At 71.4% G+C, this 18,908-nt stretch carries 13 protein-coding genes and 1 pseudogene; 6 read left to right on the forward strand and 8 right to left on the reverse strand.

Annotation, left to right across the window (positions count from 1 at the left end; all coding sequences use genetic code 11):
• Window positions 1-11 precede the first annotated feature (11 nt).
• A complete protein-coding gene (locus ABEB09_RS02565; RefSeq protein WP_345686642.1) occupies window positions 12-6,533 on the forward strand; it encodes an RHS repeat-associated core domain-containing protein in 6,522 nt (2,173 codons plus the stop codon).
• Between the two features lie 79 nt (window positions 6,534-6,612).
• Window positions 6,613-7,038, forward strand: coding sequence for a hypothetical protein (locus tag ABEB09_RS02570; RefSeq protein WP_345686644.1), 426 nt, complete (start codon window positions 6,613-6,615; stop codon window positions 7,036-7,038).
• A 58-nt stretch (window positions 7,039-7,096) separates the two neighbouring features.
• Here the strand turns inward: ABEB09_RS02570 and ABEB09_RS02575 are convergent, their stop codons facing one another.
• The 4 genes from ABEB09_RS02575 to ABEB09_RS02590 all read right to left on the reverse strand — a co-directional run bounded on the left by ABEB09_RS02575 (window position 7,097) and on the right by ABEB09_RS02590 (window position 11,835).
• Entirely contained in the window at window positions 7,097-9,265 is a 2,169-nt protein-coding gene (locus ABEB09_RS02575) for a putative bifunctional diguanylate cyclase/phosphodiesterase (RefSeq protein ID WP_345686646.1), read from the reverse strand.
• Entirely contained in the window at window positions 9,262-10,074 is an 813-nt protein-coding gene (locus tag ABEB09_RS02580) for an SAM-dependent methyltransferase (protein WP_345686648.1), read from the reverse strand. The genes ABEB09_RS02575 and ABEB09_RS02580 overlap by 4 nt, the downstream gene beginning before the upstream one ends.
• Before the next feature lie 273 nt (window positions 10,075-10,347).
• Window positions 10,348-11,385, reverse strand: coding sequence for an SCO0930 family lipoprotein (locus ABEB09_RS02585; RefSeq protein WP_345686650.1), 1,038 nt, complete (start codon window positions 11,383-11,385; stop codon window positions 10,348-10,350).
• A gap of 207 nt (window positions 11,386-11,592) precedes the next feature.
• Window positions 11,593-11,835 (reverse strand): hypothetical protein, encoded by a 243-nt coding sequence (locus ABEB09_RS02590; RefSeq protein ID WP_345686652.1) that lies wholly within the window; start codon window positions 11,833-11,835, stop codon window positions 11,593-11,595.
• Window positions 11,836-12,037: 202 nt separating this feature from the next.
• On the opposite strand from ABEB09_RS02590, the gene ABEB09_RS02595 reads away from it, so the two are divergent.
• The 3 genes from ABEB09_RS02595 to ABEB09_RS02605 all read left to right on the forward strand — a co-directional run bounded on the left by ABEB09_RS02595 (window position 12,038) and on the right by ABEB09_RS02605 (window position 13,655).
• Window positions 12,038-12,190: a hypothetical protein gene (locus tag ABEB09_RS02595; protein ID WP_345686654.1), complete on the forward strand. Its 153-nt coding sequence runs from the start codon at window positions 12,038-12,040 to the stop codon at window positions 12,188-12,190.
• 20 nt (window positions 12,191-12,210) lie between these two features.
• Window positions 12,211-12,975: a bestrophin-like domain gene (locus ABEB09_RS02600; protein WP_345686656.1), complete on the forward strand. Its 765-nt coding sequence runs from the start codon at window positions 12,211-12,213 to the stop codon at window positions 12,973-12,975.
• Window positions 12,976-13,124: 149 nt separating this feature from the next.
• Window positions 13,125-13,655, forward strand: a complete 531-nt coding sequence (locus ABEB09_RS02605; protein WP_345686658.1) for a hypothetical protein — start codon at window positions 13,125-13,127, stop codon at window positions 13,653-13,655.
• 101 nt (window positions 13,656-13,756) lie between these two features.
• On the opposite strand, the gene ABEB09_RS02610 is transcribed toward ABEB09_RS02605, so the two are convergent.
• Window positions 13,757-14,242: a hypothetical protein gene (locus ABEB09_RS02610; RefSeq protein ID WP_345686660.1), complete on the reverse strand. Its 486-nt coding sequence runs from the start codon at window positions 14,240-14,242 to the stop codon at window positions 13,757-13,759.
• Between the two features lie 325 nt (window positions 14,243-14,567).
• Between ABEB09_RS02610 and ABEB09_RS02615 the strand changes: the two genes are divergently transcribed.
• Window positions 14,568-15,230 (forward strand): class F sortase, encoded by a 663-nt coding sequence (locus tag ABEB09_RS02615; protein WP_345686662.1) that lies wholly within the window; start codon window positions 14,568-14,570, stop codon window positions 15,228-15,230.
• A 66-nt stretch (window positions 15,231-15,296) separates the two neighbouring features.
• On the opposite strand, the gene ABEB09_RS02620 is transcribed toward ABEB09_RS02615, so the two are convergent.
• The 3 genes and pseudogenes from ABEB09_RS02620 to ABEB09_RS02630 all read right to left on the reverse strand — a co-directional run bounded on the left by ABEB09_RS02620 (window position 15,297) and on the right by ABEB09_RS02630 (window position 18,891).
• A complete protein-coding gene (locus ABEB09_RS02620) occupies window positions 15,297-16,163 on the reverse strand; it encodes a polysaccharide deacetylase family protein (RefSeq protein ID WP_345686664.1) in 867 nt (288 codons plus the stop codon).
• 98 nt (window positions 16,164-16,261) lie between these two features.
• Window positions 16,262-17,008: pseudogene (locus ABEB09_RS02625) on the reverse strand (amino acid--tRNA ligase-related protein); the annotation flags it as partial.
• A complete protein-coding gene (locus tag ABEB09_RS02630) occupies window positions 16,918-18,891 on the reverse strand; it encodes a recombinase family protein (RefSeq protein WP_345686666.1) in 1,974 nt (657 codons plus the stop codon). The gene ABEB09_RS02630 and the pseudogene ABEB09_RS02625, both read right to left, overlap by 91 nt.
• Between the last annotated feature and the right edge of the window lie 17 nt (window positions 18,892-18,908).

Genomic DNA, 18,908 nt, shown 5'->3' on the forward strand with positions numbered 1-18,908 from the left:
GAAAGCAGAACGTGTTCAGATCACGATCGCGGAGAGACAGTCTCCGCGCCGGCAGACACCGCACCGGCGGGCTGCCGCTGATCGGTGCGCTCGTCCTGGCGCTCACCGTCCCGACGGTGGTGCCCGCGACGGCCACCGCTGCGGCCTCCCCGGGTGCTCCCGAGTCCGCCGACACGCGCGTCAGCCGCGTCCAGCCGGTCAAGGGCCTGGGCGCCCAGGAGGCCCGCGAGCGGGTCGCCCGGGACAAGAAGGCCAACCAGCGGCTCGTCGACCGGGCGCGGACCGAGCGCCGCGCCGCGTCCTGGCCCAAGGCCGGGGCCTCCGGCGTGGTGGACGCCGTCGCCGTCCCGGCGTCCGGCGCCGCGCGGCGCGCGAAGCCCGCGGCCTCCGGCAAGCCGGCCGTCAGGGTCCTCGACCAGGCGGCCGCCCGGAAGGCCGGCGTCACCGGCGTGCTCTTCACGGTGACCGCCCCGCAGCCGGGTGCGGGCCGGGTCACGGTGGACTACGGGTCCTTCGCGTCCGCGGTGGGAGGCAACTGGTCGCACCGGCTGGGGCTGGTCCGGCTGCCGTCCTGTGCGCTCACGACGCCGGCGAAGCCGGCCTGCCGTACGACGACGCCGGTGGACTCCACCAATGACGTCGAGGCGCAGACCGTCACGGCCGACACGGCCCTGGCGCCGCGCTCCGCGCCGATGGTGATGGCCGTGGCGGCGGAGGGGACGACCACGTCCACGGTCGGCGGCGGCGACTTCGCGGCGACGCCCCTCGCGGTGTCCTCGGCGTGGGAGGCCGGTGCCTCCTCGGGCTCGTTCACCTGGTCGTACCCGGTCACCCTGCCCCCGGCGCCGGCCGGGCACGTGCCGCCGCTGTCGCTGGCGTACGACTCGGGTTCCATCGACGGCCGTACCGCCAACACGAACAACCAGGGCTCGCTGGTCGGTGAGGGCTTCTCGCTGACCGAGTCGTACGTCGAGCGCAAGTACGGCAGCTGCGAGGACGACGGCCAGGCCGACAAGAACGACCAGTGCTGGAAGTACGAGAACGCCTCCCTCGTGCTGAACGGCGTCTCCAACGAGCTGGTCAAGGACGACACCAGCGGCCGGTGGCGGCTGAAGAACGACGACGCGTCCCAGGTGTTCCACGAGACGGGCGCCGACAACACCGACGACGGCGACGACATCACGAACGGCACGGGCGACGGCAAGGGCGAGTACTGGAGGGTCGTCACCGGCGACGGCACGACGTACACCTTCGGCCTGAACAAGCTGCCCGGCGCCGGCACCGAGCGGACGAACTCCACCTGGACCGTCCCCGTCTTCGGCGACGACAGCGGCGAGCCCGGCTACAGCTCGGGCACCGGCTTCTCGGGCCGCGCCAAGACCCAGGCGTGGCGCTGGAACCTCGACCTCGTGCAGGACGTCCACGGCAACGCCGCCACCTACTGGTACACCCAGGAGACCAACCACTACGCCAAGAACGGCGACAAGACGCAGCTCGCGTCGTACGTCCGCGGCGGGTACCCGACGGAGATCCGCTACGGGCAGCGGGTGGACGCGCTGTTCACGGGGATCACCTCGGGCAAGGTGACCTTCGCGTACAAGGAGCGCTGCACCGCCGCGTCGTGCGAGTCGCTGACCAAGGACACCGCCGTCAACTGGCCGGACGTCCCCTTCGACTCGATCTGCTCCTCGACCGCGACGGACTGTGCCTCGACCGGCCCGGCCTTCTTCACGCGCAAGCGGCTGACGCAGATCGGCACGCACGTGTGGTCCACGGCGGCCGAGCCCGACGCGTTCAAGCCGGTCGACTCCTACGCCCTGGGGCAGGAGTTCTTCGACGGCCAGGACATCGGCAACAGCTCCGACCAGGTCCTCACCCTCACGTCGCTGAAGCGCACCGGCCTGAACGGCACGGCGATCGGCCTGCCGCCGGTCGGCTTCACCTACCAGCAGCGGCCCAACCGCGTCGAGGGCGGCACCCAGCCCGGCGGCGCGAACATCCTGCCGCTGACCCGGCCCCGTATCTCCACCGTCACGTCGGAGACCGGAGCCATCACGACCGTGGTGCTGTCCAACCCCGAGTGCGTGCGCGGCACCAACATGCCGGCCGCCGTGGACCGGAACACGCACTCCTGCTACCCGGTGTACTGGCCGATCAACGGCGGCGACCCGGCGCAGGACTGGTTCCACAAGTACCGCGTCACCGCCGTCAACACGAGCGACCCCACCGCCAAGAACCCGGCCGTGGAGTACAGCTACGAGTACGCCACTCCGGCCTGGCACTACAACGACGACCCGTTCACCAAGGAGAAGGAGCGCACCTGGTCGGTGTGGCGCGGTTACCAGAAGGTCACCACGTACACCGGTGAGCTGGGCACCACCCGCTCGAAGTCGGTGAAGCTGTTCATGCAGGGCATGCACGGCGACAAGCAGCTGGACGGCACCACGCGCACCGCGACCGTCGAGCCGGTCCCGATGACGGGCGTCACCCTGTCGGCGGCGACCGACTCCGACCAGTACGCGGGCCAGCTGCGCCAGGACATCACCTACGACGGCGCCACGCCGATCGCGTTCTCGGTCAACAACTTCTGGTCGAAGCAGACCGCCAGCCAGCAGAAGTCGTACGCGCACACGAAGGCCTACTTCGTGCGCACGGCCCGCACCTACGAGCGCACGTGGCTCACGGCCGGGCAGCAGTGGCGGACCACGGCGTCCTCGCACACGTACGACGACACGTACGGCATGCTCACGACGACCGAGAACCACGGCGACTGGTCGGCGGCCGGCGACGAGACCTGCACCCGCACCTGGTACGCCCGCAACGCCGCCAAGGGCCTGACCGGGCTGGTCTCCAGGACCCGCACGGTCGGCAAGCCCTGCGCGGCCACGGACGACACGCTGGCGCTGCCGGCGAACGCCGACTCGCGCGGGGACGTCATCTCGGACGCCGCGACCGTCTTCGACGACCCGGCGGCGACGGGCTGGACCCCGGGCCAGACGCCGACGCTCGGCCTGCCCACGTGGACCGGTCAGCCCAAGGGCTACCCGGCGGCGAACGGCACGGCCGACCGCAACCCCTCGGCCACGTCGTGGCAGACGGTGTCGGTCACCACGTTCGACACGGCGACGGCCAAGCTGGGCCGGCCCCTCACGGTGAAGGACGCCGCGGGCCAGGTGACCAGCACGGCCTACTATCCGGCGGCCGGAGGCCCGGTCACCGGCGTCATCGTCAGCCACCCCAAGCTGGCGTCGAACGCGCAGATCCACAAGGCGTACACCTACGTCGACCCGGCGCGCGGCTCCATCTCCCACACCCTGGACGCCAACCTCAAGCGCACCGAGCACACGCGCGACGCGCTCGGCCGGATCACCGCCACCTGGCTGCCCAACCGGTCGAAGGCGGGCGGCGACAGCCCCTCCGCGACGTTCGACTACGGGCTGAGCCAGACCGCGCCGTCCTGGACGTCGGTCTCCAAGCTCAAGGCCGACGGCACGACCTACCTGACGTCGTACACGCTGTACGACTCGCTGCTGCGCCAGATCCAGACGCAGACCCCGGCCGCGACCGGCGGGCGCGTCCTCACCGACACCCGGTACGACGCCCGTGGTCTGGCCGTCATCACCCAGGCCGACGCCTACGACAGCGCGAACGCGCCCAACAGCACGTACACCGGTGTGGAGTACGCGCAGGCGCCGGTGCAGAACGAGACGGTCTACGACGGTGCCGGGCGGGCGGTGAAGACCACCCTGTCCTCGTGGGGCGTCAAGAAGTGGGACACCACCACCACGTACACCGGTGACTCGGTGGCCACCAGCGCCGTCGCGGGCGGCACCGCGTCCCGGGTGATCATGGACGCGCTCGGCCGGACGAAGGAGTCCCGCACCTACGCGGGCCCGCAGCCGGACGACACCGCGTACGGCGCGACGCTGGGCGCCTCGTACACCCGGACCGCCTTCACGTACACCCTGGACGGCAAGCAGCGCACGGTCACCGGCCCCGACGGGGCGGTCTGGTCGTACACCTACGACCTGTACGGCCGCCCGGCCACGGCGACGGACCCCGACAAGGGCACGACGACCACCAAGTACACCGTCCTCGACCAGATCGACCACACCAAGGACGCCAAGGGGCAGTTCCTCTACTACGGGTACGACGAACTCGGCCGCAAGACGGGCCTGTGGCACACCAGCCGCACGGACGCCAACAAGCTGGCCGCGTGGACCTTCGACGGTCTGCTGAAGGGCAAGCCCGACCAATCGATCCGCTACGAGAACGGCGTCAACCAGGCGAACAGCAAGGCGTACACCAAGACGGTCACCGCCTACGACAGCCAGAGCCGTCCGACCGCCACGACGCTGACGCTGCCGGACACCGACCCGCTGGTCACCTCCGGCGCCGTGACGTCGACCCTGGCCTTCGGGACGGCGTACCGCCTCGACGGCACGATCAACAACACCAAGGAACCGGCGGCGGGCGGTCTGCCCGCCGAGACCGTCGAGACGCTGTACAACGGCGTGGGCCTGCCGGTCTCCCAGTCCGGCATCAGCGGCTACCTGCTCGGCGTGGACTACTCCGCCCTGGGCCAGGTGCACCAGCTCCAGCTGGGCACGTCGGCGGCCGCCAAGCGGGTCTTCCTGTCCCGGACGTACGAGTCGGGCACCGGCCGTGTGCTGACCTCGTCCACCGACGACCAGACCCGCGGCCCGGTCCAGGACCTGCAGTACACCTACGACCAGGCCGGCAACGTCACGTCGATCTTCGACCGCGCCGACACCGGCGCCGGCGCCGACCACCAGTGCTTCACCTACGACGGGCAGCGCCGCCTGACGCAGGCGTGGACGCCGAAGACGGCGGACTGCGCCGCCTCGGGCCGTACGGTGGCCAACCTCGGCGGCCCGGCCCCGTACTGGACGGGCTGGACCTACACCACGTCGGGGCAGCGCGCCACGGAGACCCGCAACGCGACGACCCCCGTCACCACCACCTACTGCTACGACCCGGCCAGGACGCACGCCCTCAAGGCGACCACCACGTCCACGGCGGCCGGCGCCTGCGACACCACGGCCACCCAGTACACCTACGACGCCAACGGCAGCACCGACAGCCGCGCCGAGTCGGCGGGCTCCGCGGTGCGCCAGTCGCTGCTGTGGAACCCCGAGGGCAAGCTCTCCCGCCTGACGGAGGGGACCACCGCCACCGACTACCTGTACGACGCCGACGGCACGCTCCTCATCCGCCGCGACAACGCGACCGGCGGTGAGACCGTCCTGTACCTCGGGGCCACCGAGGTGCACCTGAAGGCCGGCAAGAAGTGGGCCAACCGCTACTACACGGTGGGCGGGACCACCATCGCGCTGCGCAGCAACGCGAGCGGCACGGAGAAGCTCTCGTTCCTCTCCGCCGACCACCACGGCACCGGCAGCATCGCGGTCTCCAGTGACAGCACGCAGACGCTGAGCAAGCGGTACACGACGCCGTTCGGCGCCGTCCGCGGCACCGGCGTCGGCAGCTGGCCCGACGACAGGGGCTTCCTGGGCGCGCCCGCGGACAGCGGCACGGGCCTCACGCAGGTGGGCGCGCGCCAGTACGACCCGTCGACGGGCCGTTTCCTCAGCGTGGACCCGCTGCTGACGCCGGACCAGCACCAGTCGCTCAACGGCTACAGCTACGCGAACAACAACCCCACGACCCTCAGCGACCCGTCGGGCATGGCCGTTCCGGAGTGCCTGACCGGGGAGATCTCCTGCACGGGAGGCATCCCCGACACGAAGGAGGAGCGCGAGGCGAAGGAGCGGCGGAGGAAGGGTCAGAGCTCGTCCGGCACGTCCTACGTGTACAAGGACGGCCGGTCCGGAAAGGCGCCGCCCGGGGCTCCGCGCTACAACCGCTACCTGGAGCAGATCCTCTTCACCAACGCCGAGATCGCGGCGAAGCTCCGCAAGGAGCGGGTCAACCAGATCCTCGACGGCAAGTGGGACCTCACCAATTACATCGAGGAAGCGGTGGAGGACGTCGAGGAGAGGACCTGCCACCGCGGGGCACGGGACGGCTGCGGCGCGTACAACCTGGCCAAGGACCTCATGGAGCTGTTCGGCCCCGACGAGGACGAGGCCGAGGAGATCATGGAGCGGATCGACGAGTCCTGGAAGCGCAAGAACACCAAGTCGAACAATGAATTCGGATTCGAGAACGACGAGGAGTTCCAGATCGCGCTGACGCTCGCCATCCACGGTCACGAGGTGATGTCGAGAAATGACGACCAGCAGAATCCGCACCGGGGTGACGCCTGGGTCGACGACATGCGCGCCGACTTCAAGGCGATGAGCAAGAGCACCAGTTCCAACACCCTGCAGGGCCATCTTCGGAAGGCCGAGGACCAGCAGGTGGATCTCACCGTCATCGACGTGCGCAAGAGCGGAATGAGCGAGGAAGCCGTGATGAAGGGCTTCAACAGCTTCAACCGCGGAGGCCGGACGATGCAGCGGGTGATCGTGTACGGAAACGACTATATGCTCGACCTCAAGGTGAAGTAGGAAACGCACGGAAAGGCGGGGTGTCCGGGAGGTTCTCTCTCCCGGGCACCCCGCCCTGTTCGGAATTCAGGAGCATGGCGTGGTGGGACGGTTCGAGCCGCACGGCGGCTACAAGAAGGACTTCGCGGTGCACGCCGGTCCCGCGCAGGCCGCCTGGGACCGCGCGGCGTTCGCCGACGAGATCCGCGGCGACGTCGACCGGATCCTGGGCGTCGCCCTCGCCGAGGATTCCGGCGGCCGCCCCGCGTCCGGCGCGTGGTCGTACTGGTTCGAGAACGAGGACCTCAGTGTGCGCCTGGTGGTCGCCGACCCCGAGGGGGACGGCCCGCTGGACAGGGCCCCGGCGTACGTCGTCCCCGTGTCCCGTTCCGCGGACGTGGAGACCTGGCAGCTCGCGGAGAGGCTGTACGACGGCCTCGACGCGCTGGGCAGGTATCTGCTGATCGCCCTGGAGGACGAGGGCATGCCCGTCGCCTCGAACTTCGACATCGGGGACGACTGGTGAGACGCGGGGACGCGGCACGGTGCGGCGCCGGGCAGGAGCGGTGCCGGGGCGCGGCGCCTCACACCGTGTCCGCCAGCACCAGCGAGTGGATGCGGTCCGGGGCGCCGGGGCGGGCGTAGTACCAGCCCTGGGCCGTGTCGCAGCCCAGTTCGCGCAACCGGCGGGCCTGCGCGGCGGTCTCCACGCCCTCGACGGTGACGGCCAGCTCCAGGCTGTGCGCGAGCGAGACGATGCCCTCCACGATCTTCAGGTCGACGGGGTCGGCCGGGTGCTGCTGCATGCCCTGCGTGAAGGAGCGGTCCAGCTTGAGGACGCTCACCGGGAGGCGGCGCAGGTTGGCCAGGTTCGAGTAGCCCGTGCCGAAGTCGTCCAGGGCGATGTCGACGCCCATCTCGGCGAGTTGCCGCAGCGGCTTCAGCAGGTCCTCGTCGGCGCCGATCAGGGCGGACTCGGTGACCTCCAGGCACAGGGCACCGGGCGCGAGGCCCGAGCGCTCCAGGACGTCGACGATGTCGGTGACCAGGCCCGGGTGGTGCAGCTGCGTGGGCGACACGTTCACGTTGATGCGCAGGGGCCCGCCGTCGCTGTGGCGGCGCTTCCAGAACCGGGCCTGGCGGACCGCCTCCTCCAGCACCCACCGGCCGAGCGGCACGATGAGCCCGGTGTGCTCGGCGAGCGGGATGAACCGGTCGGGGCCGAGGACGCCGTGCTGCGGATGGCACCAGCGGACCAGGGCCTCCGCCCCGTGGACGGTGCCGTCGCCGAGGTGGACGAGCGGCTGGTACTCGATGAAGAACTCGCCGCGGTCCAGAGCGGCGGGCAGGGCGGTGGTGAGGCCGTGGCGGGTGATGGCGCGGGCGTCGGCCTCGGGGTCGGCCCGCTCGAAGCGGTTGCCGCCCGCCGACTTGGCCCGGTACATGGTGATGTCGGCGCTGCGCAGCACGTCGGCCGAGCCGCGTTCGCCGGCGCTGCCCTGGACGATGCCGATGCTGCCGCGCACGGTGATCTCGCGGCCGTCCAGGCCGACCGGGGCGGACAGGGCGCCGAGGATGCGCCCGGCCAGGTCCTCGACCTCCGCGTCGGTGACGGAGGGGCCGGTGGTGAGTGCCACGAACTCGTCGCCGCCGAGCCGGGCGACCATCTCGCCGGGCGCGGTGGCGCAGCGCTCCAAACGGTCGGCGACCTCGACGAGGAGGCGGTCGCCGGCGGCGTGGCCGAGGCTGTCGTTGATGGCCTTGAAGCCGTCGAGGTCGAGGTAGCACAGGCCGAAGCGGGAGCCGTCGCCGGCGGCCAGCGCCTTGTCGAGGCGCTCGAAGAACAGGGTGCGGTTGGGCAGCCCCGTCAGCGCGTCGTGGGTGGCCTCGTAACGCAGCCGCAGGTTGAGCAGCCGCCGCTCGGTGGTGTCCTCCATGAGGGCGAGCTGGTACTGCGGGCGGCCCTCGGCGTCCCTCAGCAGCGAGACGGTCAGGTTGGTCCACAGCACGGTGCCGTCGCTGCGGTAGAACGGCTTCTCCACGCGGAAGTGCTCGCGCTCGCCGCGCACCAGCTCGCCGTAGAGCTTCCAGACGTGGGGCGCGTCCTCGGGGTGCACCCACTCGGTGACGTTGCGGCCCCGCACGAGGTGCTCCAGGCCGCCGAACATCCGGGTGAGGGCCTCGTTGACGTCGAGGACGTTGCCCTCCAGGTCGGCGATGCCGATGCCGATGGCGGCGTCCTCGAAGACGGCGCGGAAGCGGGCCTCGGTGGCGTGCAGGGCCTGTTCGGCGAAGGCGCGGGCGGATAGCGCGGAGCGGGCGATGGCCTCCTGCTCGCTCAGGGTCCGCTCGCGCAGTGCCCGGGCGAACCCGGCGGCCAGCGCGTGCTGGAGCCGGGCGCAGCGGGCGCGCAGCTCGTCGGCGGTGGCGTCCTGGAGGCAGCCGCAGTACAGGACGAGGTACGAGTCGACGACCCCGAGGGTGCGGCTGAGCGCGTCGGGGTCGGTGCAGTGGGCGGCCACGAGGGCGGCGCCGACGCCCTGGGCGGGCGCCGGGTCGAAGGGCCGTTCGTGGAGGGCCGCGGTGAGCTGCCGGGCGAGCGGCAGCAGATGCTGTTCGAACTCGGTGCGGGTCAACGACGTGGCGGTGACCGGGAAGATGGCCCGGCTCCATATCGTCGCGAACCGCCGGAGTCTGTCCTCGGGGCCGTCGGGGTCCGCCGTGGGTCCCGACGCCTGCGCCGGCGTGCTCACCCCTTGCGCCCCACCCCGGCGAAGCCCGAGAAGGCATAGGGATCCTCCTGCTCGGGCGGATTCTCGGGGCGCCAGTGCGGCATGGCGACCAGTCCGGGCTCGACCATCGTGAAGCCGTCGAAGAACCGGGCGACGTCCTCGCGGGGGCGCATCACCAGCGGGTTGCGGATGTCGCGGTAGACGCCGACGGCACGGCCGGCCTGCTCCTCGGGGACGGGGACGCCGTCGTACGAGGCGTGGGTGAGGATCAGCAGGCTGCCGGGGGCGAGCGCGTCGCGCAGTTCGGCGACGGCCCGGTGCGGCTGGTCGTCGTCCTCCAGGAAGTGCAGGACGGCCACGAGGAGCAGGGCCACGGGCCGCTCCAGGTCGAGGAGTCCGGTCACCTCGGGGCTGCCGAGGATGTCCTGGGGCTTGCGCAGGTCCGCCGCTGTGATGGCGGACTGCTCGTCGCCCTCCAGGACGGCACGGCTGTGGGCGACGGCGACCGGGTCGTGGTCGACGTAGACGACGCGGGCGTCGGGGCTGGCCTGCCGGGCGACCTCGTGGACGTTGCCGAAGGTCGGTATGCCGGAGCCTATGTCGAGGAACTGCGTGACGCCCTCGGCGACGGCGTACCGCACGGCGCGGCGCATGAACGCCCGGTTGGCCTGCATGATCTTGGGGAGGCCCGGCATGAACCGCATGGCCTGGCGGGCCGCTTCCCGGTCGACCTCGAAGTTGTGCGAACCGCCCAGGTAGTAGTCGTAGATGCGGGACACGCTCGGCACCGAAATGTCGATGCCCGGCGGGGCCCAGGCGGGACGCTCCATCGATGTCTCCAACAGTCGCCACGGTGAGGCGGCCATGTTCATGGCCAGTGTTCGAGCCGAGGCTACTGATCGCCCGCCGGGAGGGCGAGGGGAAACGGAAAATAGCGATCCGTTCTTGGTCACAGACCAGTGGCACGTGCGGCCGCGTTGTCCGGCGGACACGTGCGCCCGTCCTGTCCGTCGGCCCGCGCTCCCGGGCACGCGGTCGGCCCGCCGTTCCCGCGAGGGAGGGGGACGGCGGGCCGGTCCGGCCGGAGTCGCGCGTGGGGGACTCTACTTGGGCGCTCCGACCAGCTTTCCGTCGGGCGACACGGCGTACCAGGTGCCGCCCACGCCCTGACCGTTGGTGTCACCGGGCTTCTTGTCGCCGGCGAAGGTGTACAGCGGCCAGCAGTCGATGGTCTGCTGCTTCTTGCCGTCGGGGCGGTTGAACGTCACGTATCCCTTCGTGCTGATGCCTTCGGTGTCGTTCTTGTCGACGGGCGCGACGACCGGCCACTTCTCCAGGCACGCGCCGGTGCAGGCGGTCTTCATCGGCCAGGCCGAGTCCTTCTGGAAGCGGTAGACCGTCATGCCGCGGCCGTCGACGACGATCTCGCCGAGCTTGGGGTCCTTGCGGACCGACAGTCCGGGCAGCGCCGCGGTCGCCTCGCCGTCGCCGCCTCCCTTGTCCTCGCTCTCCCCGTCGCCCGAACCGGCGCCCACATCGGCGCCCTGGCCCGAACCGGCGCCCTGAGCCGCCTTCTTGCCGTCCGGGGCCGCCGCGTACCAAGTGCCGCCCACACCCTGGCCCTTGGCGTCGCCGGGCTTGGCGTCCTTGGCGTAGCGGTACATCGGCCAGCCGTCGACGGTCAGTTGCTTCACGCCGTCGGGCCGGGTCACGGCGCCGAGCAGCGAGGGGTCGACGCCGGCCGGGGGCCTGGCGCCCGCCGCCTCCACGACGGGCCAGGCCTTGGCGCAGTCGCCCTCGCAGGCCGACTTCGGCGGGTTGGTGGAGTCCTTGTCGAAGCGGTAGAGCGTGCGGCCCTCGCCGTCGGTGAGGACCTTGCCGAGCTCGGGGCTGTCCCACACGGAGAGCTGACCGGGCTGTGACGTGGGCGGCTTCTCCGCCGCCGCGCCGGCCGCCGACCCGTATCCGTCGCCGTAACCGGCCCCGTAGCCCGAGCCGTTCTGGCCGGCGCCCGCCGGGGCGGCCGCGCCGACGGACTGGCCGCCGAGCCGGTCGCCGCCCTGCTCCTGACCGCATGCGGTCAGGCCGAGCGCCACCGCCGCCGCAGTCGCCGCGAGAGCGGCGTTCCGCCAGGTCTTCATGTCAACTCCCGTCCACTGATGCTTCGTTCCCGGCGTCCGCGGTGCGCCGTCGTCATGGCCCTAGGTACGGGCGAGGGGGCGGGGTGCGTTCAACGTCCGGGGAAAATTTCCTCCGCGGGCGGGCGGGCCGGAGACACGCACGTTCGAGCGCACCCCACCATCAGGGGAATCACGGCCGTTTCGGCGCGTACACGGCCGACTCTGCGATCATGCTCCTTGCGTGTATCGATCCCTTGCCGCACGGCTGTTGTCGACGGCGGTGCTGTCGCTGCCGCTGGCCGCCTCGGTGTCCGTCTCCGCCCCGTCACCCGCCGCCGCCGACAGCTGTGCCCGTGCCACGGTCGGTCCGGGAGGTACGCACTCCTCCGTGGCGGTGGCGGTCGCGGGCGGTACGACCTGTTCGCCGCCGCCCAGCCCCGTGCCCTCCCCCGCACCGACGCCCACGCCCACCCCCACACCGTCCCCGTCGCCGCCGCCTCCCCCGCCGCCTCCGCCGCCCCCGCCCGAGCCGGCCCCGCCGCCGGTGAGCGCGGCTCCGGCACCCCCGGCGCCCCGGCCCTCGCGGCCCGTACCGCCGCCTCCGCCGCCGCCCGCTCCCCCACCGCCGCCGGCGCCCTCGCCGTCCCCCTCGCCGACACCGACGGCGCGGCCGGTGCCGGTCTCGCCCGCGGCCGCCCCGCTGCCCCATTACCGCCGGGCCCAGCGCCCGAAGCCGGAGGGCGGGCCCTCCATGGTGTCCGTGATGCTCCTGCTCACGGCCCCCGCGGTGTTCGCCGCCGCCATCCTGCGCCCCCGATCCCGCTGACCGAACCCCGGAGACTTCCCTTGTCGGAATGGCTTGTTCTGACCCTTGCGATGGCCGCCGCGTGCGCGGTGGTCCTCACCATCGTCGCCATCAACCACCGCCGCGTGGGCGAGGACGACGACCCGACCGAGACGCCTGACGTCATGGAGTACATGACGATGATGATCGGCGTGGTCTACGCGATCGTCCTGGGCCTGGCGATCGCCGGCGTCTGGGAGGGCCGCGGCGCGGCCCAGGAGAGCGTGCGCCAGGAGGCCCAGGCCCTGCACGAGGTGCGGGTGCGGTCCGAGGTGTGGCCCGCCGAGGTCCACCGGCGGATCGGCGCGGACGTCGAAGCGTACGTGTCCCATGTCATCGGGCCCGAGTGGCGGACCATGGAGGAGCGGGGCGAGGTCACGGAGGAGGGCGCCGAACTCCTGCACAAGCTCCGGCGTACGGTCTCGGACTACCGCCCGGCCGACCCGCACGAGGCCGAGGCGTACCAGCCGCTGGTGGACCAGGTGGCGGCCGTCGACGACGCGCGCAGCCAGCGCAGCGAGAACGCGGGCGAGACGATGCCGGGCGTCGTCTGGTTCGGGCTGATCACGGGGGCGCTGATCGCCGTCGGGCTGATCTTCACGCTGCAGATCCGCCGCACGTTCCGCGAGCTGCTGCTGGCCGGCCTGTACAGCGCGCTGATCGCGTTCCTGCTGTTCCTGATCTGGGCGATCGACGCGCCGTTCGGGCGCGGCGTATCGGCGACGACAGAGCCGTTCCTACGGCTGTTCCCGCACCTCGGGGCCTAGCCCGTACGGGCGATACGGATGCCCCATTCGCCCGGCTACGGTCGCGGGTGTGGTAGGGCACTCCTAGCGTTCCGGGCATAGAGGGTCATTTCCCCTGCCTTGCGGAAACCGGTTCCGCAGCTGCCCCTCGGACCCGGAGGACTCGAACCATGCGCGCGATAGGTGCCGCTTCCGCCGCTCTGCTCGGAGCGGCCGCTCTCGCCCTCACCGCCGCCCCGACCGCCCTGGCGGTGGATCCCTTTGTCGTCTCGCCCTCGACCGTCGAGCCCGGCGGCAGGGTCGTGCTCAGCGCACCGGGCTGCGCGGGGACGGCCATGGCCTCCTCGGGCGTCTTCGACACGGCCACCATCCCGGCCGGCGGCTCGGCGACCGCCGTCGTCGACCGGGACGCCCGGCGGGGCGCGGTCTACACGGTGTCCTTCACCTGTGCGGGGGGCGCGCCCGGCAATGTGGACCTGACCATCGCGCACGCGCCGACGATCAGCTCCACCGCGGTGCCCACCGTGACGCGTACGGCCACCGTGCTCGTGCCGCCCTCGCAGGGCGTACGGGGCGGTCTGGGCGGCAGCGTCGGGGGGTGGCACGCGGGCGAACTCGTCGCCGGCACGGCCCTGGTGGTCGCCGCCGCCACCGGTGCGGTCTACGTGGTGCGGCGCCGCGCCGAGAGCCGCCGCCACTGAGCCGCCGCCTCCGGTGAGCCCTCGCCGCAAGCCCGTCGCCCCGAGTCCTGGCCTGGACTCGGGGCGACGGGCGTATTCAGCCGACCGGGAGGTTCGGCCGGTCAGACCTTTCCGCCGCTCAGGCGGCGGCGACGGCTGAGGAACAGCCCGCCGCCGATGGCCGCGGTGCCCACGAGCGCCGCGCCGACGGCCATCTCGGTGGTGCTCGGCGCCATGGTGCCGCCGATGCCGCCCGTCGCGCCGCGGCCACGGATGACCGTGAAGGAGCGGGTGACGACCATGGGGTGGTCGCTGCACTTGACGGCGAGGTTGTACTGGCCCGGTGTCGCGTGGTCGTAGATCCGGGGCGTGGCGGCTGAGTGGCCCGAGGCGTTGACCGTGAGGGCCGTCTTGGGGAAGGCGTTCGAGGTCACGGTCCCGCCGTGGCCGCACCCCATGGCGCTGACCGCCAGGCTGCCGCCCTGGTGGACCCGGGTCGGGGAGACCGTGACGTTGGTCGGACCGTTGGTGGCGGCGGCGAGCGGGGCTGTGAGCCCGGCGGCCGCGCAGGCGGTGGCGGCCACCGCGAGGGCGCGTGAAGCACGCATCGTTGAACCTCCATCGGAAGACGCACCGAAGCGGCGCTCCGGGATGTCTCGACGAATGCGCCTCCCATGACGAACCATCACAAGAGAGTCGGACCATCGCATTTCGGTACTGGTCCACCCCGGTGAGGCGACACGCCCGGGACGGGCCCCATGGCCCTGACGGAGTCGCAGGTCACAGAGCGCCGCCCGGCCGCGGCCGATGACCCGGATGGGTCATCACCCGTCTGCGCGGGGTCCGCCCGGCCGCCACCCGTTCGTCGTTTCCTGATCGCCGGCCGGGCCGGGCGGGCTTACCGTGCGCAGGAGAGGCCACGAAGGGAGAAGCATGGGCCGCCTGGACCGCAGAGGCTTGGACCTGGTGCGGAAACGCCAACCGTGGGGTGCGCTGGCTCTCGTCATGCTCACCGGCCTCGCGATGATGCGGAACGGGGTGGACGCCGACCCGGGCCCGCCGCAGCCCGCCGGCGCCGTCTCCCCGGGGTCGGGCCGGGTCGTCGCGGCGCCCACGCCGTCGGCGGGGCTCCAGCCGCTGGCGTACGCACCGGCCTCGCGCGTGCGGATCGACGCCCTCGACGTCGACGCGCCCATCATCGACGTGGGCCTGGACCAGGAGGGCTGGATCAGCGCGCCTCCCCCGCAGGACCCCAATCTCGCCGGGTGGTACCAGAACGGCATCTCACCGGGGCAGCGCGGTACGTCGGTCATCGTCGGCCACGTCGACAACGCCTCCGGTCCCGCCGTGTTCTACCGGCTGGGCTCGCTCAAGCCGGGCCGGCACGTGGAGGTGACGCGGTACGACGGCCGGGTCGCCGTGTTCCAGATCTACGGCATCGAGGTGTTCTCGAAGGAGGACTTCCCGGGCGTGCGCGTCTACGGCGACACGGGCCACCCGGAGCTGCGGGTGATCACCTGCGGCGGTGGCTACTCGCGGGACGGCGGGTACGACGGCAACGTGGTGGTGTTCGCCCGGCTGGTGGCCACACACTGACGCCGCGCCCGGTGGCCCCGCCCGCTGCGGGCGGCGGCCTCCGGACGCGGCGCGTGCGCGGCGGGGTCATCTGCGGGGCACGGTGATGTGGTAGCCCTCGTCGAGGAGTTGCGGCAGGTACGTGCGCAGGGCGGCGACGCTCTGGGAGCGGTCGCCGCCCGCGTCGTGCGAGAGGACCACGACACCGGGCCCCGCCCCGTCCAGGACGCGGCGCACGATGGTCCCGGTGCCCGGCTCCTTCCAGTCCAGGGTGTCGACGGTCCACGCCAGGGGCTCCATGCCCAGCTCGGCACCGATCTCGAACGAGTGGCGGTTCCAGGCACCGAAGGGGGCCCGGTACCACAGGGGGGCCGATCCGGTGGTCTGCTCGATGACCGCGCTGGTGCTGCTCAGCTCCTCGCGGATACGGGACGGGCGCAGCTTCGGGATGAGCGGGTGCGACCACGAGTGGTTGCCCACCACATGGCCGTCGTCGGCCATCCGGCGCACCAGGTCCGGGTGCTGGGCCGCCATCTCGCCGCAGACGAAGAACATGGCCCGCACACCGTGGGCCCGCAGGGTGCGCAGGATGGCCGGCGTGTAGCGGGGGTCGGGTCCGTCGTCGAAGGTGAGGACCATCGTGTTGCCCGCCCCGGCCATCCGCAGGAACGGCCGCTGCCGGACGGGCGGCAGGGCGCGCCGGAAGCGGGGCGGGGCGTAGGAGGTCATGGGCTGGAGGCGGTACGCGGTGGGGGCCAGGCGCGGGCTCGCCGGGGCGCCCGCGGCGGGGGCGGGGGGCGGCGCCGGGGACGGCGGCGCGGGCGCCGTGGCGGTCGGGGGGCCGGGGGCGTCCGTCCGGTCCACGGTGAACAGGCCGACAGTGGTGGTCGCCCCGAGCGCGGCGGCGATGCGCAGCAGGCGCCGCCGCCCCGTGGGCGTCTGGTCGTCTTTCATGATTAATGGCTCGCATGGCGGATGGGGCGCGGCTCTCATCCACACCGGCCGGGCGGCCGATTGCACCCGATGGGACCATCCCCCGGCGCATGTCCGACTCAGTGGCGGCGGACGAGCGGGAAGGGCAGGGTCTCGCGGATGGTCAGCCCGGTGAGGAACATGACGAGCCGGTCGACGCCGATGCCCAGCCCGCCGGTGGGCGGCATGGCGTACTCCAGGGCGTCCAGGAAGTCCTCGTCCAGCTCCATGGCCTCGGGGTCGCCGCCCGCGGCGAGGAGCGACTGCTCGGTGAGCCGGCGGCGCTGCTCCACGGGGTCGGTCAGCTCGGAGTAGGCGGTGCCCAGCTCCGTACCGAAGGCGACCAGGTCCCAGCGTTCGGCCAGGCGCGGGTCGGCGCGGTGCTGGCGGGTGAGCGGGGACACGTCGGTCGGGAAGTCCTTGTAGAACGTGGGCAGCGTGGTGCGCTCCTCGACCAGCCGCTCGTACATCTCCAGGACGACGTCGCCGCGCGTGTCGTCGGGGCCGTGCGGCACGCCTGTGCGGTCGCACAGCGCCCGCAGCGCCTCCTCGCCGGTGTCCGCGTCGACCTCCTCGCCCAGCGCCTCCGACAGCGCCCCGTACACGGTCCGTACGGGCCAGTCGCCGGAGATGTCGTGCTCGGTGAGGCGCCCGTCGGGAGCGGCCTTGCGGGCGACGGGCGCGCCGAACGCGGCGGTCGCGGCGCCCTGGATCAGCTCGCGGGTGAGGTGGAGCATCACGTCGTAGTCGGCGTGCGCCTGGTAGGCCTCCAGCATCGTGAACTCGGGGTTGTGCTTGTAGGAGACGCCCTCGTTCCGGAAGGTTCTTCGTCACCCAACTTGAATTCAGTGACGAGGGGGCGCAGGCTCACGCGAACCCGTACGGGCGGCTGCTCCCAAGCCGGCTCCCCCGGCTCGTCCTTCAGTAGCTCCATGGCGGCAGCCCAGGACCCCCTCATCAGCCAGCGACGTGCGGTGGTTCGCACCGTCTTGTAGTCGCACTCCAGCTGAAGCTCCTCGTACTTGGCCCCGGTTCGGGCCTTGTCGAGAAGGGCCTCCAGAATCATGCGACGGTCCAGCCTTGCGCCAGCACGGCGCGGTTTCAGGATGTCCTTGACGCGCTGCCAGTTCTCATCGGTCAGCGTGGGAACGAGGCGTTCATGCTCATGGAACCAGGTCGTCACGGCGCAGGTTGCGCCATTACGCTTCCCTTCCCATTCCTCAACTTCCCCCCGAAGCCCCAGAGCCTCGAACAGCTCCGCCTGTGCCTCTCGGGTTGCAACGCGCATGTTCTCGCGGGCCACCTCGGCCAAATAGTCCAGCTCCCGGACTCGCTCGGCAGCCGCTTTCGCGTCTTGCTGCCATGCCACCGCTTCGCGGTGCAGCTTCTCAAGCGCCTGGAGGTCGTCGTTCAGGGGCCTTAGCGCATCCGCGACTTCGGATTCCGCCTCTTCCTCAGAGAGCCCTCGTTCAATGGCCTGCCTGGCAGCCACCGCCATCGTGATGTTCATGGTCTGGCGCTGCTTGGCAATCTGGTTGCTGAGGGTGGCAATGCGCGCCTCGTGGTCAACCTGGCTTTCCTCCGCCGCTCCGATCCACTCGCGGGCCAGAGCCTTCATGCGGTCGGTGTCGGTGAGCAGTTCTCGCACGTCGTCCCATACGCGCTTCTCCAAGGGTTCGGCGTCAAGGGGAGGGCACGAGCATTGATCCTTGGCTCCGGGGTGCGACTCCCACTTTCCGTTGCACCTGTACACGCGAGACCCAGGGTAGGTCTGTGAGCGGTACGTATTGCCGCAGGGGCTTACGAGACGACCAGTGAGGGGGTACGGGCGAGTGTTACCCCCTTCCCGCGAGGGCTGTCCCGCAGCGGCCTGCAAAGTCCGCGTTTCCTCCTCGCTGAAGATCGGCGGAAGGTTAATGGTGACAGGCTCACCGTAGACAGGAGAACCGTCGGACTTCTTGGCGGCTTGCCGGCCTCGCCAAACGACCCGGTTGTTGAGGGTGGCGTCGCTAAGCATCTGCTTTCGCAGGTTGGGGGCCGTCCAGGGCAGGCCCTCCTGGCTGAACAGCTTTTCGCCGTTGAGCAGGAGGGCAGCATCGGTCCAACTCCTGTGCTCCAGGAAGAGTTCGTACGCTCGCCGCTTCGTCTTGGCGGCAACCTCGCTCACGACGTAGCGGGACTTCCCCCGCTTCCCCAGGTCGGCAATCTCCCAACCGAAGGGAACGCGTCCTCCTGGGTACAGGCCGTCCTCGGCCTTGTCCTGGATGCCTCCCTGGGTGCGCTCCCGGATGTTCTCCCGCTCCTCCTCGGCATAGTCGGCATCCTTGCGCATCTGGGAACGGCCGGACGGTGTGGAGTTGTCGTAGTCCTTCTTGACGACGGCGACGTATACGCCGATGTCCTCCAGTTCCCACACCCAGCGCCAAAACGCCCGGCCGACTCGGCCAATAACACGGCCTTCAGGGACAACGACCATGTCGAAGGGACGTGGCGTCGTGTAGGCGTCCGCCATCAGCCGCTTGAGATCCGGGCGATCATGAGCCTCTAGGCTGCCGCTCAGACCCTCGTCGATGTAGGTGCCGACGTGCGCCCACCCCTTCTTCTTGATGTGGCGCGCCGTGTTCTTCCCCGTGTAGGAGATGCCGTAGCCCTCCTCGGCCTGCTCCTCAGTGGAAACCCTCAGGTAATCCACTGCCCGCAGCGCTCCCACGTCCGCTCCTCCATGAA

The sequence above is a fragment of the Streptomyces coeruleoprunus genome (assembly GCF_039542925.1).
GTDB classification, from domain to species: domain Bacteria; phylum Actinomycetota; class Actinomycetes; order Streptomycetales; family Streptomycetaceae; genus Streptomyces; species Streptomyces coeruleoprunus.

Bases quoted from the DNA above. Each gene is read 5' to 3' on its own strand.
- ABEB09_RS02580 (WP_345686648.1), bottom strand. From the start codon at position 10,074: ATGGAGCGTCCCGCCTGGGCCCCGCCGGGCATCGACATTTCGGTGCCG.
- ABEB09_RS02610 (WP_345686660.1), bottom strand. From the start codon at position 14,242: ATGCGTGCTTCACGCGCCCTCGCGGTGGCCGCCACCGCCTGCGCGGCC.
- ABEB09_RS02615 (WP_345686662.1), top strand. From the start codon at position 14,568: ATGGGCCGCCTGGACCGCAGAGGCTTGGACCTGGTGCGGAAACGCCAA.
- ABEB09_RS02605 (WP_345686658.1), top strand. From the start codon at position 13,125: ATGCGCGCGATAGGTGCCGCTTCCGCCGCTCTGCTCGGAGCGGCCGCT.
- ABEB09_RS02620 (WP_345686664.1), bottom strand. From the start codon at position 16,163: ATGAAAGACGACCAGACGCCCACGGGGCGGCGGCGCCTGCTGCGCATC.
- ABEB09_RS02585 (WP_345686650.1), bottom strand. From the start codon at position 11,385: ATGAAGACCTGGCGGAACGCCGCTCTCGCGGCGACTGCGGCGGCGGTG.